The 16,055-nt window shown below is 57.7% G+C and carries 16 protein-coding genes; 8 read left to right on the forward strand and 8 right to left on the reverse strand.

Features of this window, described 5'->3' with window-relative positions; translation table 11 throughout:
• Window positions 1-41 precede the first annotated feature (41 nt).
• Window positions 42-1,349, forward strand: coding sequence for a sulfurtransferase (locus DVA44_RS14275; protein WP_114387328.1), 1,308 nt, complete (start codon window positions 42-44; stop codon window positions 1,347-1,349).
• Here the strand turns inward: DVA44_RS14275 and DVA44_RS14280 are convergent.
• Both DVA44_RS14280 and DVA44_RS14285 read right to left on the reverse strand, forming a co-directional pair.
• Window positions 1,341-1,973: a CDP-alcohol phosphatidyltransferase family protein gene (locus DVA44_RS14280; RefSeq protein ID WP_114387329.1), complete on the reverse strand. Its 633-nt coding sequence runs from the start codon at window positions 1,971-1,973 to the stop codon at window positions 1,341-1,343. The two genes, DVA44_RS14275 and DVA44_RS14280, sit on opposite strands and share 9 nt — an antisense overlap.
• Window positions 1,966-2,538, reverse strand: coding sequence for a carboxymuconolactone decarboxylase family protein (locus DVA44_RS14285; RefSeq protein WP_246843578.1), 573 nt, complete (start codon window positions 2,536-2,538; stop codon window positions 1,966-1,968). Before DVA44_RS14285 ends, DVA44_RS14280 begins: the two co-directional genes overlap by 8 nt.
• A gap of 66 nt (window positions 2,539-2,604) precedes the next feature.
• On the opposite strand from DVA44_RS14285, the gene DVA44_RS14290 reads away from it, so the two are divergent.
• The gene (locus DVA44_RS14290) at window positions 2,605-3,030 is read left to right on the forward strand and encodes a pyrimidine (deoxy)nucleoside triphosphate diphosphatase (RefSeq protein WP_114387330.1); all 426 of its coding nucleotides are present in this window, start codon (window positions 2,605-2,607) and stop codon (window positions 3,028-3,030) included.
• Here the strand turns inward: DVA44_RS14290 and DVA44_RS14295 are convergent.
• Window positions 2,981-3,256, reverse strand: coding sequence for a YnjH family protein (locus tag DVA44_RS14295; protein ID WP_114387331.1), 276 nt, complete (start codon window positions 3,254-3,256; stop codon window positions 2,981-2,983). The two genes, DVA44_RS14290 and DVA44_RS14295, sit on opposite strands and share 50 nt — an antisense overlap.
• Window positions 3,257-3,494: 238 nt before the next feature.
• Between DVA44_RS14295 and gdhA the strand changes: the two genes are divergently transcribed.
• The gene (gene gdhA, locus DVA44_RS14300) at window positions 3,495-4,838 is read left to right on the forward strand and encodes an NADP-specific glutamate dehydrogenase (RefSeq protein WP_114387332.1); all 1,344 of its coding nucleotides are present in this window, start codon (window positions 3,495-3,497) and stop codon (window positions 4,836-4,838) included.
• Window positions 4,839-4,931: 93 nt separating this feature from the next.
• On the opposite strand, the gene DVA44_RS14305 is transcribed toward gdhA, so the two are convergent.
• The 3 genes from DVA44_RS14305 to DVA44_RS14315 all read right to left on the reverse strand — a co-directional run bounded on the left by DVA44_RS14305 (window position 4,932) and on the right by DVA44_RS14315 (window position 8,552).
• A complete protein-coding gene (locus tag DVA44_RS14305) occupies window positions 4,932-6,836 on the reverse strand; it encodes a DNA topoisomerase III (protein WP_114387333.1) in 1,905 nt (634 codons plus the stop codon).
• 4 nt (window positions 6,837-6,840) lie between these two features.
• A complete protein-coding gene (gene selD / locus DVA44_RS14310) occupies window positions 6,841-7,884 on the reverse strand; it encodes a selenide, water dikinase SelD (RefSeq protein ID WP_114387334.1) in 1,044 nt (347 codons plus the stop codon).
• 116 nt (window positions 7,885-8,000) lie between these two features.
• Window positions 8,001-8,552 carry an NAD(P)H nitroreductase gene (locus DVA44_RS14315; RefSeq protein WP_114387335.1) on the reverse strand — a complete coding sequence of 184 codons (552 nt, stop codon included), beginning with the start codon at window positions 8,550-8,552 and terminating at the stop codon, window positions 8,001-8,003.
• A gap of 166 nt (window positions 8,553-8,718) precedes the next feature.
• On the opposite strand from DVA44_RS14315, the gene sppA reads away from it, so the two are divergent.
• The 4 genes from sppA (at window position 8,719) to DVA44_RS14335 (ending at window position 13,916) form a co-directional block, all read left to right on the forward strand.
• Window positions 8,719-10,575 (forward strand): signal peptide peptidase SppA, encoded by a 1,857-nt coding sequence (sppA, locus tag DVA44_RS14320; protein ID WP_114387336.1) that lies wholly within the window; start codon window positions 8,719-8,721, stop codon window positions 10,573-10,575.
• A gap of 59 nt (window positions 10,576-10,634) precedes the next feature.
• Window positions 10,635-11,651: an asparaginase gene (ansA, locus tag DVA44_RS14325; protein WP_103179260.1), complete on the forward strand. Its 1,017-nt coding sequence runs from the start codon at window positions 10,635-10,637 to the stop codon at window positions 11,649-11,651.
• Between the two features lie 9 nt (window positions 11,652-11,660).
• Window positions 11,661-12,302, forward strand: coding sequence for a bifunctional nicotinamidase/pyrazinamidase (gene pncA / locus DVA44_RS14330; RefSeq protein WP_114315261.1), 642 nt, complete (start codon window positions 11,661-11,663; stop codon window positions 12,300-12,302).
• 357 nt (window positions 12,303-12,659) lie between these two features.
• Window positions 12,660-13,916 (forward strand): glycoside hydrolase family 18 protein, encoded by a 1,257-nt coding sequence (locus tag DVA44_RS14335; RefSeq protein ID WP_114387337.1) that lies wholly within the window; start codon window positions 12,660-12,662, stop codon window positions 13,914-13,916.
• A 47-nt stretch (window positions 13,917-13,963) separates the two neighbouring features.
• Here DVA44_RS14335 and DVA44_RS14340 read toward each other — a convergent pair whose 3' ends face one another.
• Both DVA44_RS14340 and msrB read right to left on the reverse strand, forming a co-directional pair.
• Window positions 13,964-14,242: a YeaC family protein gene (locus DVA44_RS14340; protein ID WP_103179257.1), complete on the reverse strand. Its 279-nt coding sequence runs from the start codon at window positions 14,240-14,242 to the stop codon at window positions 13,964-13,966.
• Window positions 14,243-14,284: 42 nt separating this feature from the next.
• Window positions 14,285-14,698 carry a peptide-methionine (R)-S-oxide reductase MsrB gene (msrB, locus tag DVA44_RS14345; RefSeq protein ID WP_114387338.1) on the reverse strand — a complete coding sequence of 138 codons (414 nt, stop codon included), beginning with the start codon at window positions 14,696-14,698 and terminating at the stop codon, window positions 14,285-14,287.
• 341 nt (window positions 14,699-15,039) lie between these two features.
• Here msrB and gapA point away from each other — a divergent pair, with 341 nt between their 5' ends.
• A complete protein-coding gene (gapA, locus tag DVA44_RS14355; RefSeq protein ID WP_061495017.1) occupies window positions 15,040-16,035 on the forward strand; it encodes a glyceraldehyde-3-phosphate dehydrogenase in 996 nt (331 codons plus the stop codon).
• Window positions 16,036-16,055 lie beyond the last annotated feature (20 nt).

Below are 16,055 nucleotides of genomic sequence, written 5' to 3' on the forward strand. Positions count from 1 at the left end.
TGCCACAATCACCGCTCTTTTTTCTTACGACGGGCATTTCGATGAAACGTGTTTCTCAACTGACCGCGCTGACCGCCGCGTTAGGTCTCGCCTCTTTCTTTTCTTTTGCCGCTGATATGGCGCCCTCCCTCACACTTGCAGAGCTTCAGCAGCAGAAAGGCGCGGTGATCGATACCCGCATCAGCGCCTTTTACAACGGCTGGCCCCAGACGCTGAACGGCCCATCCGGACATGAACCTTCGGCCCTTAACCTCTCTGCCAGCTGGCTGGGTGCCATGACCGAGGCGCAGCTGAAAGCCTGGGCCATGCGGCATCAACTGACGCTGGCCACTCCCATCGCGTTATATGGCAGCGACAGCGATAACCAGGCTGTGAAGGCGCGGCTGACTGAAGCGGGCTTCAGCAACATCACCCTGCTCGGTGATGCCCTGCAAGCCCCGTCTCGCCTGCAGCGTCTCGCCCATTTCGAACAGCTGGTCTATCCCCAGTGGCTGCATCAGCTCCAGCAGGGAAAACCGGTCCCTGCCTCTCCTGCCGTCGAGTGGAAAGTGATTGAAGCCGCCTGGGGTGCGCCGAAATTTTATCTGCTGAGCCATATTCCCGGTGCGGACTATATCGATACCAACGAAGTGGAAAGCGAGCCGCTGTGGAACAAGGTCTCTGATGCCGATCTGAAGGCGATGCTGGCGAAACACGGCATCCGCCATGACACCACGGTGATCCTCTACGGACGCGATGTCTACGCCGCCGCGCGCGTGGCGCAGATCATGCTGTATGCCGGCGTGAAAGATGTACGCCTGCTGGACGGCGGCTGGAAAGTGTGGGATGACGCGAAGCTGCCGGTCGAGCGCGGAACGCCCGACAATGTCAAACCCGCCGCCGATTTTGGCGCACCGATCCCCGGTCAGCCGCAACTGATGCTGAGCACCGAACAGGCCCGCGGCCTGCTGCATCGTCAGGACGCTTCGCTGGTGAGCGTTCGCTCGTGGCCGGAGTTTACCGGCGTCACCAGCGGCTACAGCTACATTAAACCCAAAGGTGAAATCCAGGGCGCCCGCTGGGGCCACGCCGGAAGCGACTCGACCCATATGGAGGATTTCCATAACCCGGACGGCACCATGCGCAGCGCGGATGATATCGCCAGGATGTGGAAGCAGTGGAACATTCTGCCGGATCAGCAGGTAGCCTTTTACTGCGGCACCGGCTGGCGGGCATCAGAAACCTTTATGTATGCCCGGGCGATGGGCTGGAAACATGTCGGTGTCTATGACGGCGGCTGGTATGAGTGGAGCAGCAACCCGCAGAACCCGGTGGTGAGCGGTGAACGCGGGCCAGACAGTTCACTCTGATCCCGGCTGGCGCTGAACCTCCTTCAGCGTCAGATACCCGCTCCAGATACGCGTTGTGGTGGTAAGCCAGCACAACGCGCCAAACACCCACGCCAGCCACCCGAAATGCGCCGGGAACAGGCAAAAGAGCACGAACAGCAGCAGCGTTTCCGTCCCCTCCGTCAGGCCACCCAGATAGTAAAACGACTTGTGGGCATAGCCTGGATTGTCTATCTCGTGCTTCGCGGCCAGGGCGGCAAACGCCAAAAAACTGCTCCCGGTGCCGATAAAGGCAAACAGCAGCCAGGCGGCTGGCAACGCATTAACCGCCGGATCGGCCAGCGCGAACCCAAAGGGCACCAGGGCATAAAACAGAAAATCGAGGGCGATATCGAGAAAGCCTCCGGCATCGGTTAATCCACGCCGCCGTGCCAGCGCACCGTCCAGCCCGTCCAGCAAGCGGTTCAGCACAATGGCCACCAGCGCCGCCAGGTACCAGCCCAGCGCCAGAAACGGCAGCGCCAGTACCCCGATGGCAAAGCCGATCAGCGTAATACCATCCGGGGTGATGCCCGGTTTATCCAGGGTTGCGACCAGCCGGTTGAGTAGCGGCTTGATGCGCGGATGAAGGTGACGGTCAAGCATCGGGTTTTTCTCCTCTCATCGCGCATAATCCCTGGGAGGGGATATCCAGCGCCGCGTTAAATCGGGCGGATAAATTCTGAAAACCAATCAGCGCCGTCATCTCGGTAATCGCCTCGTCATTGAAGTACTGGCGCAGCGCCGCTTTGGTGGCCTCATCCACCGCCGGCGGCGTGGCGGTAACGGCTTCCGCATAGGCCAGCGCGGCGCGCTCCTTATCGCTGAACAGGCTGCTGTCGCGCCATGTCGCGACGGCCTGCACCTTATCCAGCCCGCCGCTGCGTTCCGCCAGGCGCAGCGCGTTGGCATCGATGCAAAAGGCGCAGTGGCAAATTTGCGAGACGCGGGTCATCAGCAGCGAACGCAGCACCGGCTCAAGGGGCGATTTTTTGCGTTCCAGAAAGCCTACAAACAGCGCCACCAGCCAGAACAGCCGGGGCATTCTTCCCCACCAGCGCAGCGGATTAAGCACTGCGCCATAATGTTTTTTCTGCCTTGCCGCGACAGGCGTTAGAATGGTGGGAATGGATTCGATGGGTTTAACCCAGACGGGTGATCTCTCGTTCACAGGATGCTCCTGGCGTGTTAAGTGCGCAGATCCTAACGCTTTCTCTCTCAACCATTATTGACGACCATGCTAAAAACACTCGATGTTGTCTGCGCTATTCTCGAACGGGATGGCAAAATTTTACTGGCGCAACGCCCGCTGCATGCGGATCAGCCCGGTCTGTGGGAGTTTGCCGGGGGAAAAGTGGAGGCGGGGGAAACCCAGCCCGCGGCGTTAGTGCGTGAACTGCGCGAGGAGTTAGGCATTGAGGCCTGCCCCGCAAAGTATATCGCCAGCCATCAACGGGAAGTGTCCCAGCGACTGATTAACCTACACGCCTGGCACGTCGCGGAATTCACCGGCACGCCGGAAACGCGCTATCACAGCCAGCTGGTATGGTGTTCACCGCACGAGGCGCTGGGCTACGATCTCGCCCCGGCGGATATCCCTTTGTTACAGGCGTTTATTCTCTTACGCGACGCCACACCAGAGGATTCGTACTCAGAGCGTTAGGATCGCGCTGGCACTGCAACAAGACTCCCTCGGCTTTTACCACCGCCCCTTCTGAATAGTTCTGATCCTGATAGATACAGCACTGGTTGCACGGCGGCGGACGCTGACCGCTGGAGCTAAAGATCTCCGGCGGGATATTCACATCCACCCCGGTTCCAAACCGCTGATCGGCCTGACTGCCAGCCGCGAAAACCCCAAGCAAAACAGCCATCACAATACGCTTCATCGACGCTTCTTCCTGTTATGTTCTGATATTCACTATAACGGTAAAAACAGCGCGGAGCTTTAATCCCCCCTCGGTCATCGTTTTTTATTATGACCCGGCGCGTTTAATGAATTTAACTTGAGGACGAAATTTAGCTTGCGTCACAAAGCCTGTCGGGTGGTATAGTCGAAAAACACAACATCACGAAGATATTTGTTACAAATTAAATAATCCCAATATATTAGAGGAACTTATAGTTATGGACCAGGCTTGCTCCCTTGACTCCTTTCTGAATCGTGTTCAGCAGCGTGACCCGCATCAGAGCGAATTTGCTCAGGCAGTTCGTGAAGTGATGACCACTCTCTGGCCATTTCTGGAACAAAATCCCCGCTACCGTCAGATGTCCCTGCTTGAGCGCCTGGTGGAACCCGAGCGTGTGATCCAGTTCCGCGTGGTCTGGGTTGATGACCGTAACCAGGTGCAGGTCAACCGTGCCTGGCGCGTACAGTTCAACTCGGCGATCGGCCCATTCAAGGGGGGCATGCGTTTCCATCCGTCGGTAAACCTGTCGATTCTGAAGTTCCTCGGCTTTGAACAGACCTTTAAAAATGCCCTCACCACCCTGCCGATGGGCGGCGGTAAAGGCGGCAGCGATTTTGATCCAAAAGGCAAAAGCGAAGGCGAAGTGATGCGTTTCTGCCAGGCGCTGATGACGGAACTCTATCGTCACCTGGGCGCCGACACCGACGTCCCGGCCGGCGATATCGGGGTTGGCGGACGCGAAGTGGGCTTTATGGCCGGGATGATGAAAAAACTCTCCAACAACAGCGCCTGCGTCTTTACCGGGAAAGGCCTCTCCTTCGGCGGCAGCCTGATCCGCCCGGAAGCCACCGGTTACGGTCTGGTCTATTTTACTGAAGCGATGCTGAAGCGTCATGGGATGAGCTTTGAGGGCATGCGCGTCGCCGTATCCGGCTCCGGCAACGTGGCACAGTACGCTATCGAAAAAGCGATGCAGTTCGGCGCGCGCGTCATCACCGCCTCCGACTCCAGCGGCACAGTGGTGGATGAAGCGGGCTTCACAACCGAAAAACTGGCGCGCCTGTGCGAAATCAAAGCCAGCCGCGACGGTCGCGTGGCCGACTATGCCCGTGAATTCGGTCTGACCTACCTTGAAGGCAAACAGCCGTGGTCAGTGCCGGTGGATATTGCCCTGCCTTGCGCCACCCAGAACGAACTGGATGTTGATGCCGCGCGCCAGCTGATCGCCAACGGCGTGAAAGCGGTGGCTGAAGGGGCCAACATGCCCACCACCATTGAAGCCACCGACCTGTTCCTGGAAGCGGGCGTGCTGTTCGCCCCGGGTAAAGCGGCTAACGCTGGCGGCGTGGCGACCTCTGGCCTCGAAATGGCGCAAAACGCCGCACGCATGGGCTGGAAGGCGGAGAAAGTGGATGCGCGTCTGCACCACATCATGCTGGATATTCACCACGCCTGCGTCGAGTACGGCGGGGAAGAGAAGCAGACCAACTACGTGCGCGGCGCGAACATCGCCGGGTTTGTGAAAGTCGCGGATGCGATGATGGGTCAGGGTGTGATCTGATTCTGTGGCTGTGCCGGGTGGCGGCTACGCCTTACCCGGCCTATAAAAGTACGAACCGTAGGCCGGGTAAGCGCAGCGCCACCCGGCAATTCTTTACGCCGCACTCTTCTTCTTAAACTTTTTCTTCTTATCGCCGCCCGGCGCCACCATACCGCGAAAATCCCTCACTGACGTGTTTCGCGCCTGGTTGATCAGATCGAACAGCGTACCCACCAGCGGCTGCATAAAGTCCTGATAGCGACACTGCTTTTCACTGATTTGCGTCAGCACCGACTCCCAGTGGGCGGTCATGTCTGGCCTGGCGGCCATCTCCGGCAGGGAGTGGATCAGCGCCCGGCCAGCGTCCGTCGCGTGGATATAGCGCCCTTTCTTGTGCAGAAAACCGCGTTTGAACAGCAGCTCGATGATCCCGGCGCGGGTCGCTTCGGTTCCCAGGCCGTCAGTGGCGCGGAGGATCTTCTTCAGATCTTTATCCTGCACAAAACGGGCGATACCGGTCATTGCGGAGAGCAGCGTGGCGTCGGTAAAGTGCCGCGGCGGCTGGGTCTGTCGCTCCATCACTTCGCCCTTCTCGCACAGCAATTCATCCTCTTTTTTCACCACCGGCAGCGGCGTGCCGTCGTTCTCCTCGTCCCGCTCTTTATTGCCCAGCAGCGCGCGCCAGCCCGCTTCGGCCAGAAAACGCGCCTTGGCAATAAACTTGCCTTTGGCGATCTCCAGCTCAATGACGCACTTGCGGAACACCGCATCCGGGCAGAACTGCATCAGATACTGGCGGGCCACGAGGGTATAGATCTTCGATTCGTTATCCGTCAGGTTGACGGAACTGCTGCGCGCGGTGGGAATGATGGCGTGGTGGGCATCCACCTTTTTATCGTCCCAGCAGCGGTTGCGGGTATCCGGGTTGACCGCCGGCTGTGGCACGAGATCGGGGGCGTGTACGGCAATGGCGTTCAGCACCGCGTGGCGCCCGGCGAAATGCTCTTCCGGCAGGTAGCGGCTGTCGGAACGCGGGTAGGTAATGAGTTTGTGCGTTTCATACAGCTTCTGGCAGATATCGAGCACGTTTTGCGCGCTCAGGCCGTAGCGTTTTGCCGCCTCAATCTGCAAAGCAGAAAGGGAGAACGGCAGCGGCGCGGGTTCTGATTCCCGTTTATCGTTATAGCTGGTAACGACGGCGGGCTGGCCCTGGATGCGGGTCACCACATGATCGGCCAGCGGACGATGCAGCAGGCGTCCCTCTTCATCCTGATAGGGTTCGCAGGCCTCGCTCGGCTGCCAGACTGCGGTAAAACGTTCGTCTTTCGGGGTGACAATATGGGCTTTTACTTCGAAGAAGTCTTTGGCGACAAAGTTCTCGATCTCTTCGTCGCGACGCACCACCAGCCCCAGCACCGGCGTCTGCACCCGGCCAACGGAGAGCACCCCCTGATAACCCGCGTTGCGCCCGAGAATGGTATAGGCGCGGGTCATGTTGATGCCGTAGAGCCAGTCAGCGCGGGCGCGGGCCAGCGCCGACACGCACAGCGGGACAAACTCGCTGTTGGCGCGCAGACGGGTGATGGCCCGCTCTACCGCCTGCGGGTTAAGGTCGTTAATCAGACAGCGCTGCACCTGCTGGCGTTTTTCCGGCGCGAGGTTCAGGTAATCCAGCACCTCGTCCACCAGCAGTTGCCCTTCCCTGTCCGGGTCACCGGCGTGGATCACCTCGGATGCCTCGTTCAGCAACCGCTTAATGACGTTGAGCTGTTTGGTGACCGACGGGCGCGGCTGCAGCTGCCACTTCTCCGGCACGATGGGCAGATCGTTAAGATTCCAGCGCGCATAGCGGCTGTCGTAGGCATCCGGCTGGGCCTGCTCCAGCAGGTGGCCGATACACCAGGTGACCACCTGCCCGTTTCCGCACTCAATGTAGCCGTCACCCTTGCGATGCGGTTTGGGTAATACATCCGCAATTGCCCGGGCGAGGCTGGGTTTTTCGGCAATAAATAACCGCATTGAATTAACGGATCTCAATCATCGGACGGCCACCGCGGGCGGTGACCAGCTCGCCGATGGCGGTCAGGGTAATACCGAACTCCGCGGCGGTCGCCTGGACTTCGGCCTCTGCCTCCGGGGTCACCGCCAGCAGCAGGCCGCCGGAGGTCTGCGGATCGCACAGCAGATCGCGCCACTCGGCAGGCATCTCGCCCATCAGATGGCCGTAGCTGGCGAAGTTACGCTGTGTGCCACCCGGGACCGCGCCTTGCGCAATATAGGCTTCCACGCCAGGCAGCTTCGGCACGTCCTGATACCAGACCTGCGCCTGCACGCCTGCGCCCTGGCACACTTCGCTCAGGTGGCCCAGCAGGCCAAAACCGGTGACGTCGGTCATCGCCTTCACGCCCTCGATGTTGGCAAAGGCAGCACCAGCAAGGTTCATCTGGCACATCACCTCGGTCGCCAGCCCTTTGTGCTCAGGCAACAGCAGCGATTTTTTCTCGGCGGTGGTGAGCACGCCAATGCCCAGCGGCTTGGTGAGGAACAGCTTGCAGCCCGCTTCCGCGGTGCTGTTGCGCTTGACGCGCTCCGTGGGCACCACGCCGGTCACCGCCAGGCCAAAAATCGGCTCCGGGGCATCAATGGAGTGGCCACCCGCCAGGGCGATCCCGGCCTGCTGGCAGGCGAAACGCCCGCCCTCGATCACGTCGCGGGCGATCTCCGGGGCCAGGGTGTTAATCGGCCAGCCAAGGATCGCAATCGCCATGATCGGCTTACCGCCCATCGCAAAAATGTCGCTGATGGCGTTCGTGGCCGCAATGCGCCCGAAATCGTAGGGATTGTCGACGATCGGCATAAAGAAATCGGTGGTGCTGATAATGCTGGTGCCGTTACCCAGATCGTAGACGGCAGCATCATCGCGGGTTTCATTGCCAACAAGCAGGTTCGGGTCGATAAACTTCGCCTGCTCGCTGTGCAGAATGGTTTCCAGCACTTTGGGGGAAATTTTACAACCGCAACCGGCTCCATGGCTGTATTGCGTTAAACGAATGGCTTGCTCGCTCATGACAATCTCCTTTCATTACAATTGCACTATGTTAGCGCTCATTCCATTAAGTGATAAGTATGACTGTCTGAATTCTGCTGCACTTGCTCAGGATCCAGACAGTTTTATGCCATTAATCAGAAACGGGTGACAAACGGCGCGGTGTCAGGCACGGAAACGGTAGTTGAGGCTTTAAGCTGCGGGGTGCCCAGATAGAGGAAACCGACGATTTTATCGTCTGCGCCACAGTCGAGGCCTTCGCGAACCACCGGGCTGTCGGTCAGTGCGCCGCTGCGCCAGATACCGTTATAGCCCTGGGCGACCGCCGCCATCTGCATCGCCATGACCGCGCAGCCCGCGGACATCTCCTGCTCCCACACAGGCACCTTGTGCTGCGGCTGGCATTTCGCGACCACGGCGATAATCATCGGTGCGCGGAACGGCGCGTTACGGGCTTTCTCAATCGCTTTTTCATCCTGCCCGGCGGCAACAGCGCCCTTCTCCAGCAGGGCGCTGAAGCGCTCGCGCCCTTCCCCTTCGATGATAAAGAAGTGCCACGGCTGCAAGGTACCGTGATCCGGGGCGCGCATTCCGGCGCGAAGAATATTCTCCAGCTGTTCGCCTGCTGGCGCGGGCTCCGCCAGACGCGCCGCGCTACGACGGTTAACAAGCAGTTCGAGTGCATCCATTGGGTTAACTCCTGTCTTGAAATTTACTCAAAATTAACACGACGGCAGATTTTGTTACAGCGTAGCAGGCGATTCCTGCTGACAAGTGACGGTCGGGTCATTACGATAGCCCGACAACGCCGTCCAGTAGCGACGGAATAGGTAATTATCTGGACAGGGAGAATACATGCGAACCCTCTGGCGACTGTTTGCCGGCTTTTTTAAATGGACGTGGCGACTGCTGAATTTCGTCCGCAACCTGGTGATGAACCTCTTTTTCATCCTGTTTGTGATAGTTTGCGTCGGTGTCTGGATGCACCTCAGCGCCTCCAGCCAGAGTCAGAGCGCCGTGCGTGGCGCGCTGCTGCTGGATATCGCCGGCGTGGTGGTGGATAAACCGTCCACCAGCAATCGCCTTGGCGTGCTGGGCCGCCAGCTGTTTGGCGCCAGCGGCGACCGTCTGCAGGAAAACTCGCTGTTCGATATCGTCGACGCCATTCGTCAGGCGAAGGACGATCGCAACATCACCGGCATCGTTCTGGATCTGAAAAATTTTGCCGGGGCAGATCAGCCTTCGATGCAGTATATCGGTAAAGCGCTGCGGGAATTCCGCGACAGCGGCAAACCGGTGATTGCGGTGGGCGATAACTACAGCCAGGGGCAGTACTATCTGGCGAGCTTTGCCAATAAAGTGTGGCTCTCGCCGCAGGGCGCCGTCGATCTGCACGGTTTTGCCACCAACGGCCTCTATTACAAATCGCTGCTCGATAAGCTGAAGGTCACCACCCACGTCTTCCGCGTCGGGACCTATAAATCTGCCGTTGAGCCATTTATCCGCGACGATATGTCCCCTGCCGCCCGTGAAGCGGACAGCCGCTGGATTGGCGAACTGTGGCAGAACTACCTCAGCACCGTGGCCGCTAACCGCCAGATCACCACCGAGCAGGTATTCCCGGGCGCCCAGGGCGTGCTGGATGGGCTGCGTAAGGTTGATGGCGATACCGCGAAATATGCGCTGGATAACAAGCTGGTGGATGCCCTGGGCTCAAGCGCCGAAATTGAAAAGTCCCTGACCAAACAGTTCGGCTGGAGCAAAGAGGAGAAGAACTACAGCGCCATCAGTTTCTATGATTATCAGGCGAAAAAACGTGCCGATACCGGAGACAGCATCGCTGTGGTCTTCGCGAACGGCGCAATCATGGATGGCGAAGAGACGCCGGGCAACGTCGGTGGCGATACCACTGCCGCGCAGATCCGCGACGCGCGTCTCGACCCGAAAGTGAAAGCGATTGTGCTGCGGGTTAACAGCCCGGGCGGCAGCGTCAGCGCATCGGAAGTGATCCGCGCTGAGCTGGCAGCCGCGCGCGCCGCCGGGAAACCGGTAGTGGTCTCCATGGGCGGTATGGCAGCATCCGGTGGCTACTGGATCTCCACCCCGGCGAACTACATCGTGGCGAACCCGAGCACCCTTACCGGCTCGATTGGCATCTTCGGGGTGATTAACACCGTTGAAAACAGCCTCGACTATCTGGGGGTGCATACCGATGGCGTCGCCACGTCGCCGCTGGCCGACATCGCCGTGACCAAAGCGTTACCGCCGGAAGTGTCGCAGATGATGCAGCTCAGCATTGAGAATGGCTATAAGCGCTTCATCACTCTGGTGGCCGACTCCCGTAAGCGAACCCCGGAACAGATCGACCAGATTGCTCAGGGTCATGTCTGGACGGGTCAGGATGCGAAGAGCAACGGTCTGGTGGATAACCTGGGCGACTTCGATGATGCCGTCGCCAAAGCTGCTGAACTGGCGAAGCTGAAGCAGTGGCACGTCGACTTCTATCAGGATGAGCCAACCTTCATGGATCTCGTAATGGACAGCGTCTCCGGCTCGGTAAAAGCCATGCTGCCAGACGCGCTGCAGGCTTACCTGCCCGCTCCGGTCGCCACGGCGGCGAAAGCGGTCAAAGCCGAGGGCGACAAGCTGGCCGCCTTTAACGATCCGCAAAACCGCTACGCGTTCTGCCTTACCTGCGCTAACGTACGTTAAATCTCATCCCCTCTTCCGCAAAGAGGGGATTTTTCTTTGAAGCAAACGAACCTTACATCATGCAAAAGAAATCAATTTATGTGGCCTATACCGGCGGTACCATCGGTATGCAGCGTTCAGAAAATGGCTACATCCCGGTATCTGGCCACCTGCAGCGCCAGCTGGCATTAATGCCTGAATTCCATCGCCCGGAGATGCCGGACTTCACCATTCACGAATATGATCCGCTGATGGACTCTTCCGACATGACCCCGGAAGACTGGCAGCATATTGCCGACGACATTAAAGCGCACTACGACGACTACGATGGCTTTGTGATCCTGCACGGCACCGACACCATGGCCTTTACCGCCTCGGCGCTCTCTTTTATGCTGGAAAACCTCAGCAAGCCGGTGATCGTCACCGGGTCGCAGATCCCGCTGGCGGAGCTGCGTTCCGACGGCCAGATCAATCTGCTTAACTCCCTTTACGTGGCGGCCAATTTCCCAATTAACGAAGTGAGCCTGTTCTTCAATAACCGCCTCTACCGCGGCAACCGTACCACCAAGGCCCACGCGGACGGCTTTGACGCCTTTGCCTCACCCAACCTCACGCCACTGCTGGAAGCGGGTATTCATATTCGCCGCCTCGGTACGCCTCCGGCGCCGCACACCTCCGGCGAGCTGGTGGTCCATCCGATCACCCCGCAGCCGATTGGCGTGGTGACGATCTACCCGGGTATCTCCGCCGAGGTGGTACGCAACTTCCTGCGTCAGCCGGTGAAAGCGCTGATCCTGCGCTCCTACGGCGTGGGTAACGCCCCGCAGAACGGCGAGTTCCTGAAAGAGCTTCAGGAGGCGAGCAGCCGCGGGATTGTGGTGGTGAACCTGACCCAGTGTATGTCCGGTAAGGTAAATATGGGCGGCTATGCCACCGGTAACGCCCTGGCGCAAGCGGGGGTAGTGAGCGGATTCGATATGACGGTCGAGGCCACGCTGACTAAACTTCACTACTTACTCAGTCAGGATCTGGATGTGCAGGCGATCCGCACCGCGATGATGCAAAACCTGCGTGGCGAACTGACGCCAGACGAATAAGGAGTTCCTATGAAGCAACGAGCCCTGTTACTGGTCGATTTACAGAATGATTTTTGTGCAGGCGGCGCGCTGGCGGTGGCCGAAGGCGACAGCACGGTCGACATCGCCAACGAACTGATTGCATGGTGTAAGGCGCGCGGTGAAGCGGTGGTTGCCAGCCAGGACTGGCACCCGGCGGATCACGGCAGTTTTGCCAGCCAGCATGATGTTGAGCCCTTCACCGAAGGCGAACTGGACGGCCTGCCACAAACCTTCTGGCCCGATCACTGCGTGCAGCACACCGAAGGTGCCGAGCTGCATCCTCTGCTTAACAGTAAAGCCATTGACGCGGTGTTCCAGAAGGGTGAAAACCCTGACATCGACAGCTATAGCGCCTTTTTCGACAATGGGCACCGACAAAAAACGGGGCTGGATCAGTGGCTGCGCCATCACGAAATCGTGGAGCTGATTGTGATGGGGCTGGCGACGGACTACTGCGTGAAATTTACCGTGCTGGATGCGTTGCAGCTGGGTTACCGGGTGAACGTCATTACCGACGGTTGTCGCGGGGTGAATATTCAGCGCCAGGACAGCGCCCAGGCGTTTATGGATATGGCGGCGGAAGGTGCCACTCTGTATACGCTGGCGGACTGGCAAGAGACGCAGGCCTGATAGCCTTGTGCCGGGTGGCGGCTACGCCTTACCCGGCCTACAAACCCCGTAGGCCCGTGCAAGCGCCAGCGCCGCCGGGCAAAACCCCGCCACCCGTAGGCCCGTGCAAGCGCAGCGCCGCCGGACAAAACCCCGTCACCCGTAGGGCCGTGCAAGCGCAGCGCCGCCGGGCAAAACCCCGTCACCCGTAGGCCCGTGCAAGCGCCAGCGCCGCCGGGCATAATTCTCATTAAGTCTCATAAAGTGAACTGCCTCGCACTCTCAGCGAGACGGCGATGTTATTCTTTTTTGGCATTTTTTTCGCCACGCCCTTACGTGGCGTGCTTTTTTTATCGTCAAAATTGAAGAGGAATTGCTATGAAACGTTTGCCCTTGCTGGCAGCTTTACCCCTGCTTTGCGCATCCATTGCTTCCGCCAGTTCGCTGATGTCCGTCGGCTATTTTAACGGCGGCGGCGACGTCACCGCCGGGCCGGGCGGGGATATCAATAAACTGGACGTGCGCCAGATCACCCATCTGAACTACTCCTTTGGCCTGATCTATAACGACGAAAAAGACGAAACCAATCCGGCGTTAAGAGACCCCGCTAAACTGCATCAAATCTGGTTATCCCCTAAGGTTGAAGCCGATCTGGCTTTGCTCCCTGTCCTGCGTAAACAAAACCCCGCTCTCAAGGTGCTCCTCTCTGTCGGTGGCTGGGGCGCGCGTGGCTTCTCGGGCGCGGCATCCACCCCGGAAACCCGCGCGGTGTTTATCCGCTCCGCCCAGTCGATCGTAGAGAAATATGGCCTCGAGGGGATCGATCTCGACTGGGAATTTCCGGTTAACGGCGCATGGGGGCTGGTCGCCAGCAAGCCAGAAGACCGGGCTAACTTTACCGCCCTGCTGAAAGAACTGCGTGCCGCGTTCGGACATAAAAAACTGGTGACCATCGCGGTGGGCGCTAACGCCGAGAGCCCGAAAAGCTGGGTGGACGTGAAAGCAGTGGCGCCTCTGCTCGATTACATCAACCTGATGACCTACGACATGGCGTATGGCACCCAGTATTTTAACGCCAACCTGTATGACTCCAGCGCCTGGCCGACCGTGGCCGCCGCGGATAAATACAGCGTCGACTATGTGGTGAACAACTATCTGGCCGCCGGGCTGAAGCCGCAGCAGATGAACCTGGGTATCGGCTTCTATGGTCGCGTGCCGAAACGCGCCGTCGAGCCGGGTATCGACTGGAGCAAACCGGACGCGCAGAAAAATCCCGCGACCCAACCCTATTTCAGCGCACAGCAGATCGCCCTGTTCAAATCACTGGGCTACGATCTGACCAAAGATACCTACGTGAAATACAACGACATTGTGAAGACGTTTTTAAACGATCCGCAGAAACGGTTTACCGAGCAGTGGGACGATGAGGCGAAAGTGCCGTGGCTGTCGGTGAAGTCCGATAATGGCAATCCGCTGTTTGCCCTGTCGTATGAAAATCCGCGCTCGGTGGCGATCAAAGCCGAGTATATCAAAGAGAAAGGTCTGGCCGGGGCCATGTTCTGGGAGTACGGGGCGGATGACAATAACCAGCTGGCGAAGCAGCTGGCCGAGTCGCTGGGGATAAAACACCCGTAACGTTAAACAGGCCCGGTGAGCCATTCACCGGGCTGCAATGGTTCTGCTTACTGGACCTTCAGCGTCGCAATCGGCTTCGGTGCAATACCAAAATCTTCCTTCAGCTGCTGTTTGCTTTTCATCACCATCTGGCCCTGGGTGTCGATGGTCATATGCTGCGCTTCGGTGTTATTGCGCGCCTGCCAGAGCATCACCAGTTGCAGGCAATTCTCTTTCTGCTCCGGGGTCAGGGCCACGCCATCGGCCCATTTGCCAAGCTCTACCGCCGTAACCAGACGCTGATAAACTTCCGGCGTCATGCCATTGATCATCTCTTCAATATTCATGTTAAATCGGGCTCCGAAGGAATAATTTGCTGAATCGATTTTTCAGCCTTTCGTCTGGTCGCCATTCTCGTCGTCGGTGAAGCTTAAGGAGGCGGAATTGACGCAAAAACGCTCGCCTGTCGGCTGTGGGCCATCCGGGAAGACGTGACCGAGATGGGCGTCACAGTTTCCGCAGCGGATCTCGATGCGCTCCATACCGTGGCTGAGGTCCTTCAGATAGTGAATGGCCTCTTCACTGACCGGTTCATAGAAGCTTGGCCAGCCACAGCCAGAATCGTATTTGCTCTGGGAGTTAAACAGCGCAGCGTCGCAGACCAGGCAGTGGTAAACACCGTCCCTTTTGTTATGCAGCAGACGCCCGGTAAACGGCGGTTCCGTCCCGTGATTTTGCGTCACGTAGAACTGCATTTCGGTGAGGTTTTTTTTCAGTTCATCGGGGTTATGTTGATTCGACATAGGCTTACATCTCGCAGTTGAAACAGACAACTTTTACTGTCGATTCTAACAAAACATTAACACTGAAGTATGAACTTTTGATCTAAACTTACTCGTTGCGCAGAGGCGGTCAGACAAATGTGATCTACTCCACGTTTTTATGTGGGCAGCCCTTTAAAATTCCGTGCGCAGGCCCCATATGGGTGCAAGCTCCAAGGGAATGTGAGGTAGGTCAATCGAGCAAAGCTAATGCTAAGGATTGATTTGTCGCAATGATTGACACGATTCCGCTTGACGCTGCGTAAGGTTTTTGTAATTTTACACGCAACCTTTTATTCACTAACAAATAGCTGGTGGAATATATGACTATCAAAGTAGGTATCAACGGTTTTGGCCGTATCGGCCGTATTGTTTTCCGTGCTGCGCAGGAACGTTCTGACATCGAAATCGTTGGCATCAACGATCTGTTAGACGCTGAGTACATGGCATACATGCTGAAGTACGACTCAACTCACGGTCGTTTCAACGGCACCGTTGAAGTGAAAGACGGCCACCTGGTTGTTAATGGCAAAACCATCCGTGTTACTGCTGAAAAAGACCCAGCTAACCTGAAATGGAACGAAATCGGTGTTGACGTTGTTGCTGAAGCAACCGGTATCTTCCTGACCGACGAAACTGCGCGTAAGCACATCACCGCTGGCGCGAAAAAAGTTGTTCTGACCGGTCCTTCCAAAGACAACACCCCAATGTTCGTTCGTGGTGCTAACTTCGAAACTTACGCTGGCCAGGACATCGTTTCTAACGCATCCTGCACCACTAACTGCCTGGCTCCGCTGGCAAAAGTTATCAACGACAACTTCGGCATCATCGAAGGTCTGATGACTACTGTTCACGCAACCACCGCGACTCAGAAAACCGTTGACGGCCCGTCTCACAAAGACTGGCGCGGCGGCCGCGGCGCAGCTCAGAACATCATCCCATCTTCTACCGGCGCAGCTAAAGCTGTAGGTAAAGTTCTGCCAGAACTGAACGGCAAACTGACTGGTATGGCGTTCCGCGTTCCAACTCCAAACGTATCTGTTGTTGACCTGACCGTTCGTCTGGAAAAAGCAGCAAGCTACGAAGAAATCAAGAAAGCAATCAAAGCGGCTTCTGAAGGCCCAATGAAAGGCGTTCTGGGTTACACCGAAGACGACGTTGTTTCTACCGATTTCAACGGCGAAGTTTGCACTTCCGTGTTCGATGCTAAAGCAGGTATCGCACTGAACGACAACTTCGTGAAACTGGTTTCCTGGTACGACAACGAAACCGGCTACTCTAACAAAGTTCTGGACCTGATCGCTCACATCTCCAAATAAGTGAGATGAGAAATTGATCC

This window comes from Leclercia sp. W17 (genome assembly GCF_003336325.1).
Classification (GTDB): domain Bacteria; phylum Pseudomonadota; class Gammaproteobacteria; order Enterobacterales; family Enterobacteriaceae; genus Enterobacter.

What these genes read in the sequence shown, in the direction of transcription:
- DVA44_RS14275 (WP_114387328.1), top strand. Translation starts at nt 42, where the DNA reads ATGAAACGTGTTTCTCAACTGACCGCGCTGACCGCCGCGTTAGGTCTC.
- DVA44_RS14280 (WP_114387329.1), bottom strand. Translation starts at nt 1,973, where the DNA reads ATGCTTGACCGTCACCTTCATCCGCGCATCAAGCCGCTACTCAACCGG.
- DVA44_RS14290 (WP_114387330.1), top strand. Translation starts at nt 2,605, where the DNA reads ATGCTAAAAACACTCGATGTTGTCTGCGCTATTCTCGAACGGGATGGC.
- DVA44_RS14295 (WP_114387331.1), bottom strand. Translation starts at nt 3,256, where the DNA reads ATGAAGCGTATTGTGATGGCTGTTTTGCTTGGGGTTTTCGCGGCTGGC.
- gdhA (WP_114387332.1), top strand. Translation starts at nt 3,495, where the DNA reads ATGGACCAGGCTTGCTCCCTTGACTCCTTTCTGAATCGTGTTCAGCAG.
- DVA44_RS14305 (WP_114387333.1), bottom strand. Translation starts at nt 6,836, where the DNA reads ATGCGGTTATTTATTGCCGAAAAACCCAGCCTCGCCCGGGCAATTGCG.
- selD (WP_114387334.1), bottom strand. Translation starts at nt 7,884, where the DNA reads ATGAGCGAGCAAGCCATTCGTTTAACGCAATACAGCCATGGAGCCGGT.
- DVA44_RS14315 (WP_114387335.1), bottom strand. Translation starts at nt 8,552, where the DNA reads ATGGATGCACTCGAACTGCTTGTTAACCGTCGTAGCGCGGCGCGTCTG.
- sppA (WP_114387336.1), top strand. Translation starts at nt 8,719, where the DNA reads ATGCGAACCCTCTGGCGACTGTTTGCCGGCTTTTTTAAATGGACGTGG.
- ansA (WP_103179260.1), top strand. Translation starts at nt 10,635, where the DNA reads ATGCAAAAGAAATCAATTTATGTGGCCTATACCGGCGGTACCATCGGT.
- pncA (WP_114315261.1), top strand. Translation starts at nt 11,661, where the DNA reads ATGAAGCAACGAGCCCTGTTACTGGTCGATTTACAGAATGATTTTTGT.
- DVA44_RS14335 (WP_114387337.1), top strand. Translation starts at nt 12,660, where the DNA reads ATGAAACGTTTGCCCTTGCTGGCAGCTTTACCCCTGCTTTGCGCATCC.
- DVA44_RS14340 (WP_103179257.1), bottom strand. Translation starts at nt 14,242, where the DNA reads ATGAATATTGAAGAGATGATCAATGGCATGACGCCGGAAGTTTATCAG.
- msrB (WP_114387338.1), bottom strand. Translation starts at nt 14,698, where the DNA reads ATGTCGAATCAACATAACCCCGATGAACTGAAAAAAAACCTCACCGAA.
- gapA (WP_061495017.1), top strand. Translation starts at nt 15,040, where the DNA reads ATGACTATCAAAGTAGGTATCAACGGTTTTGGCCGTATCGGCCGTATT.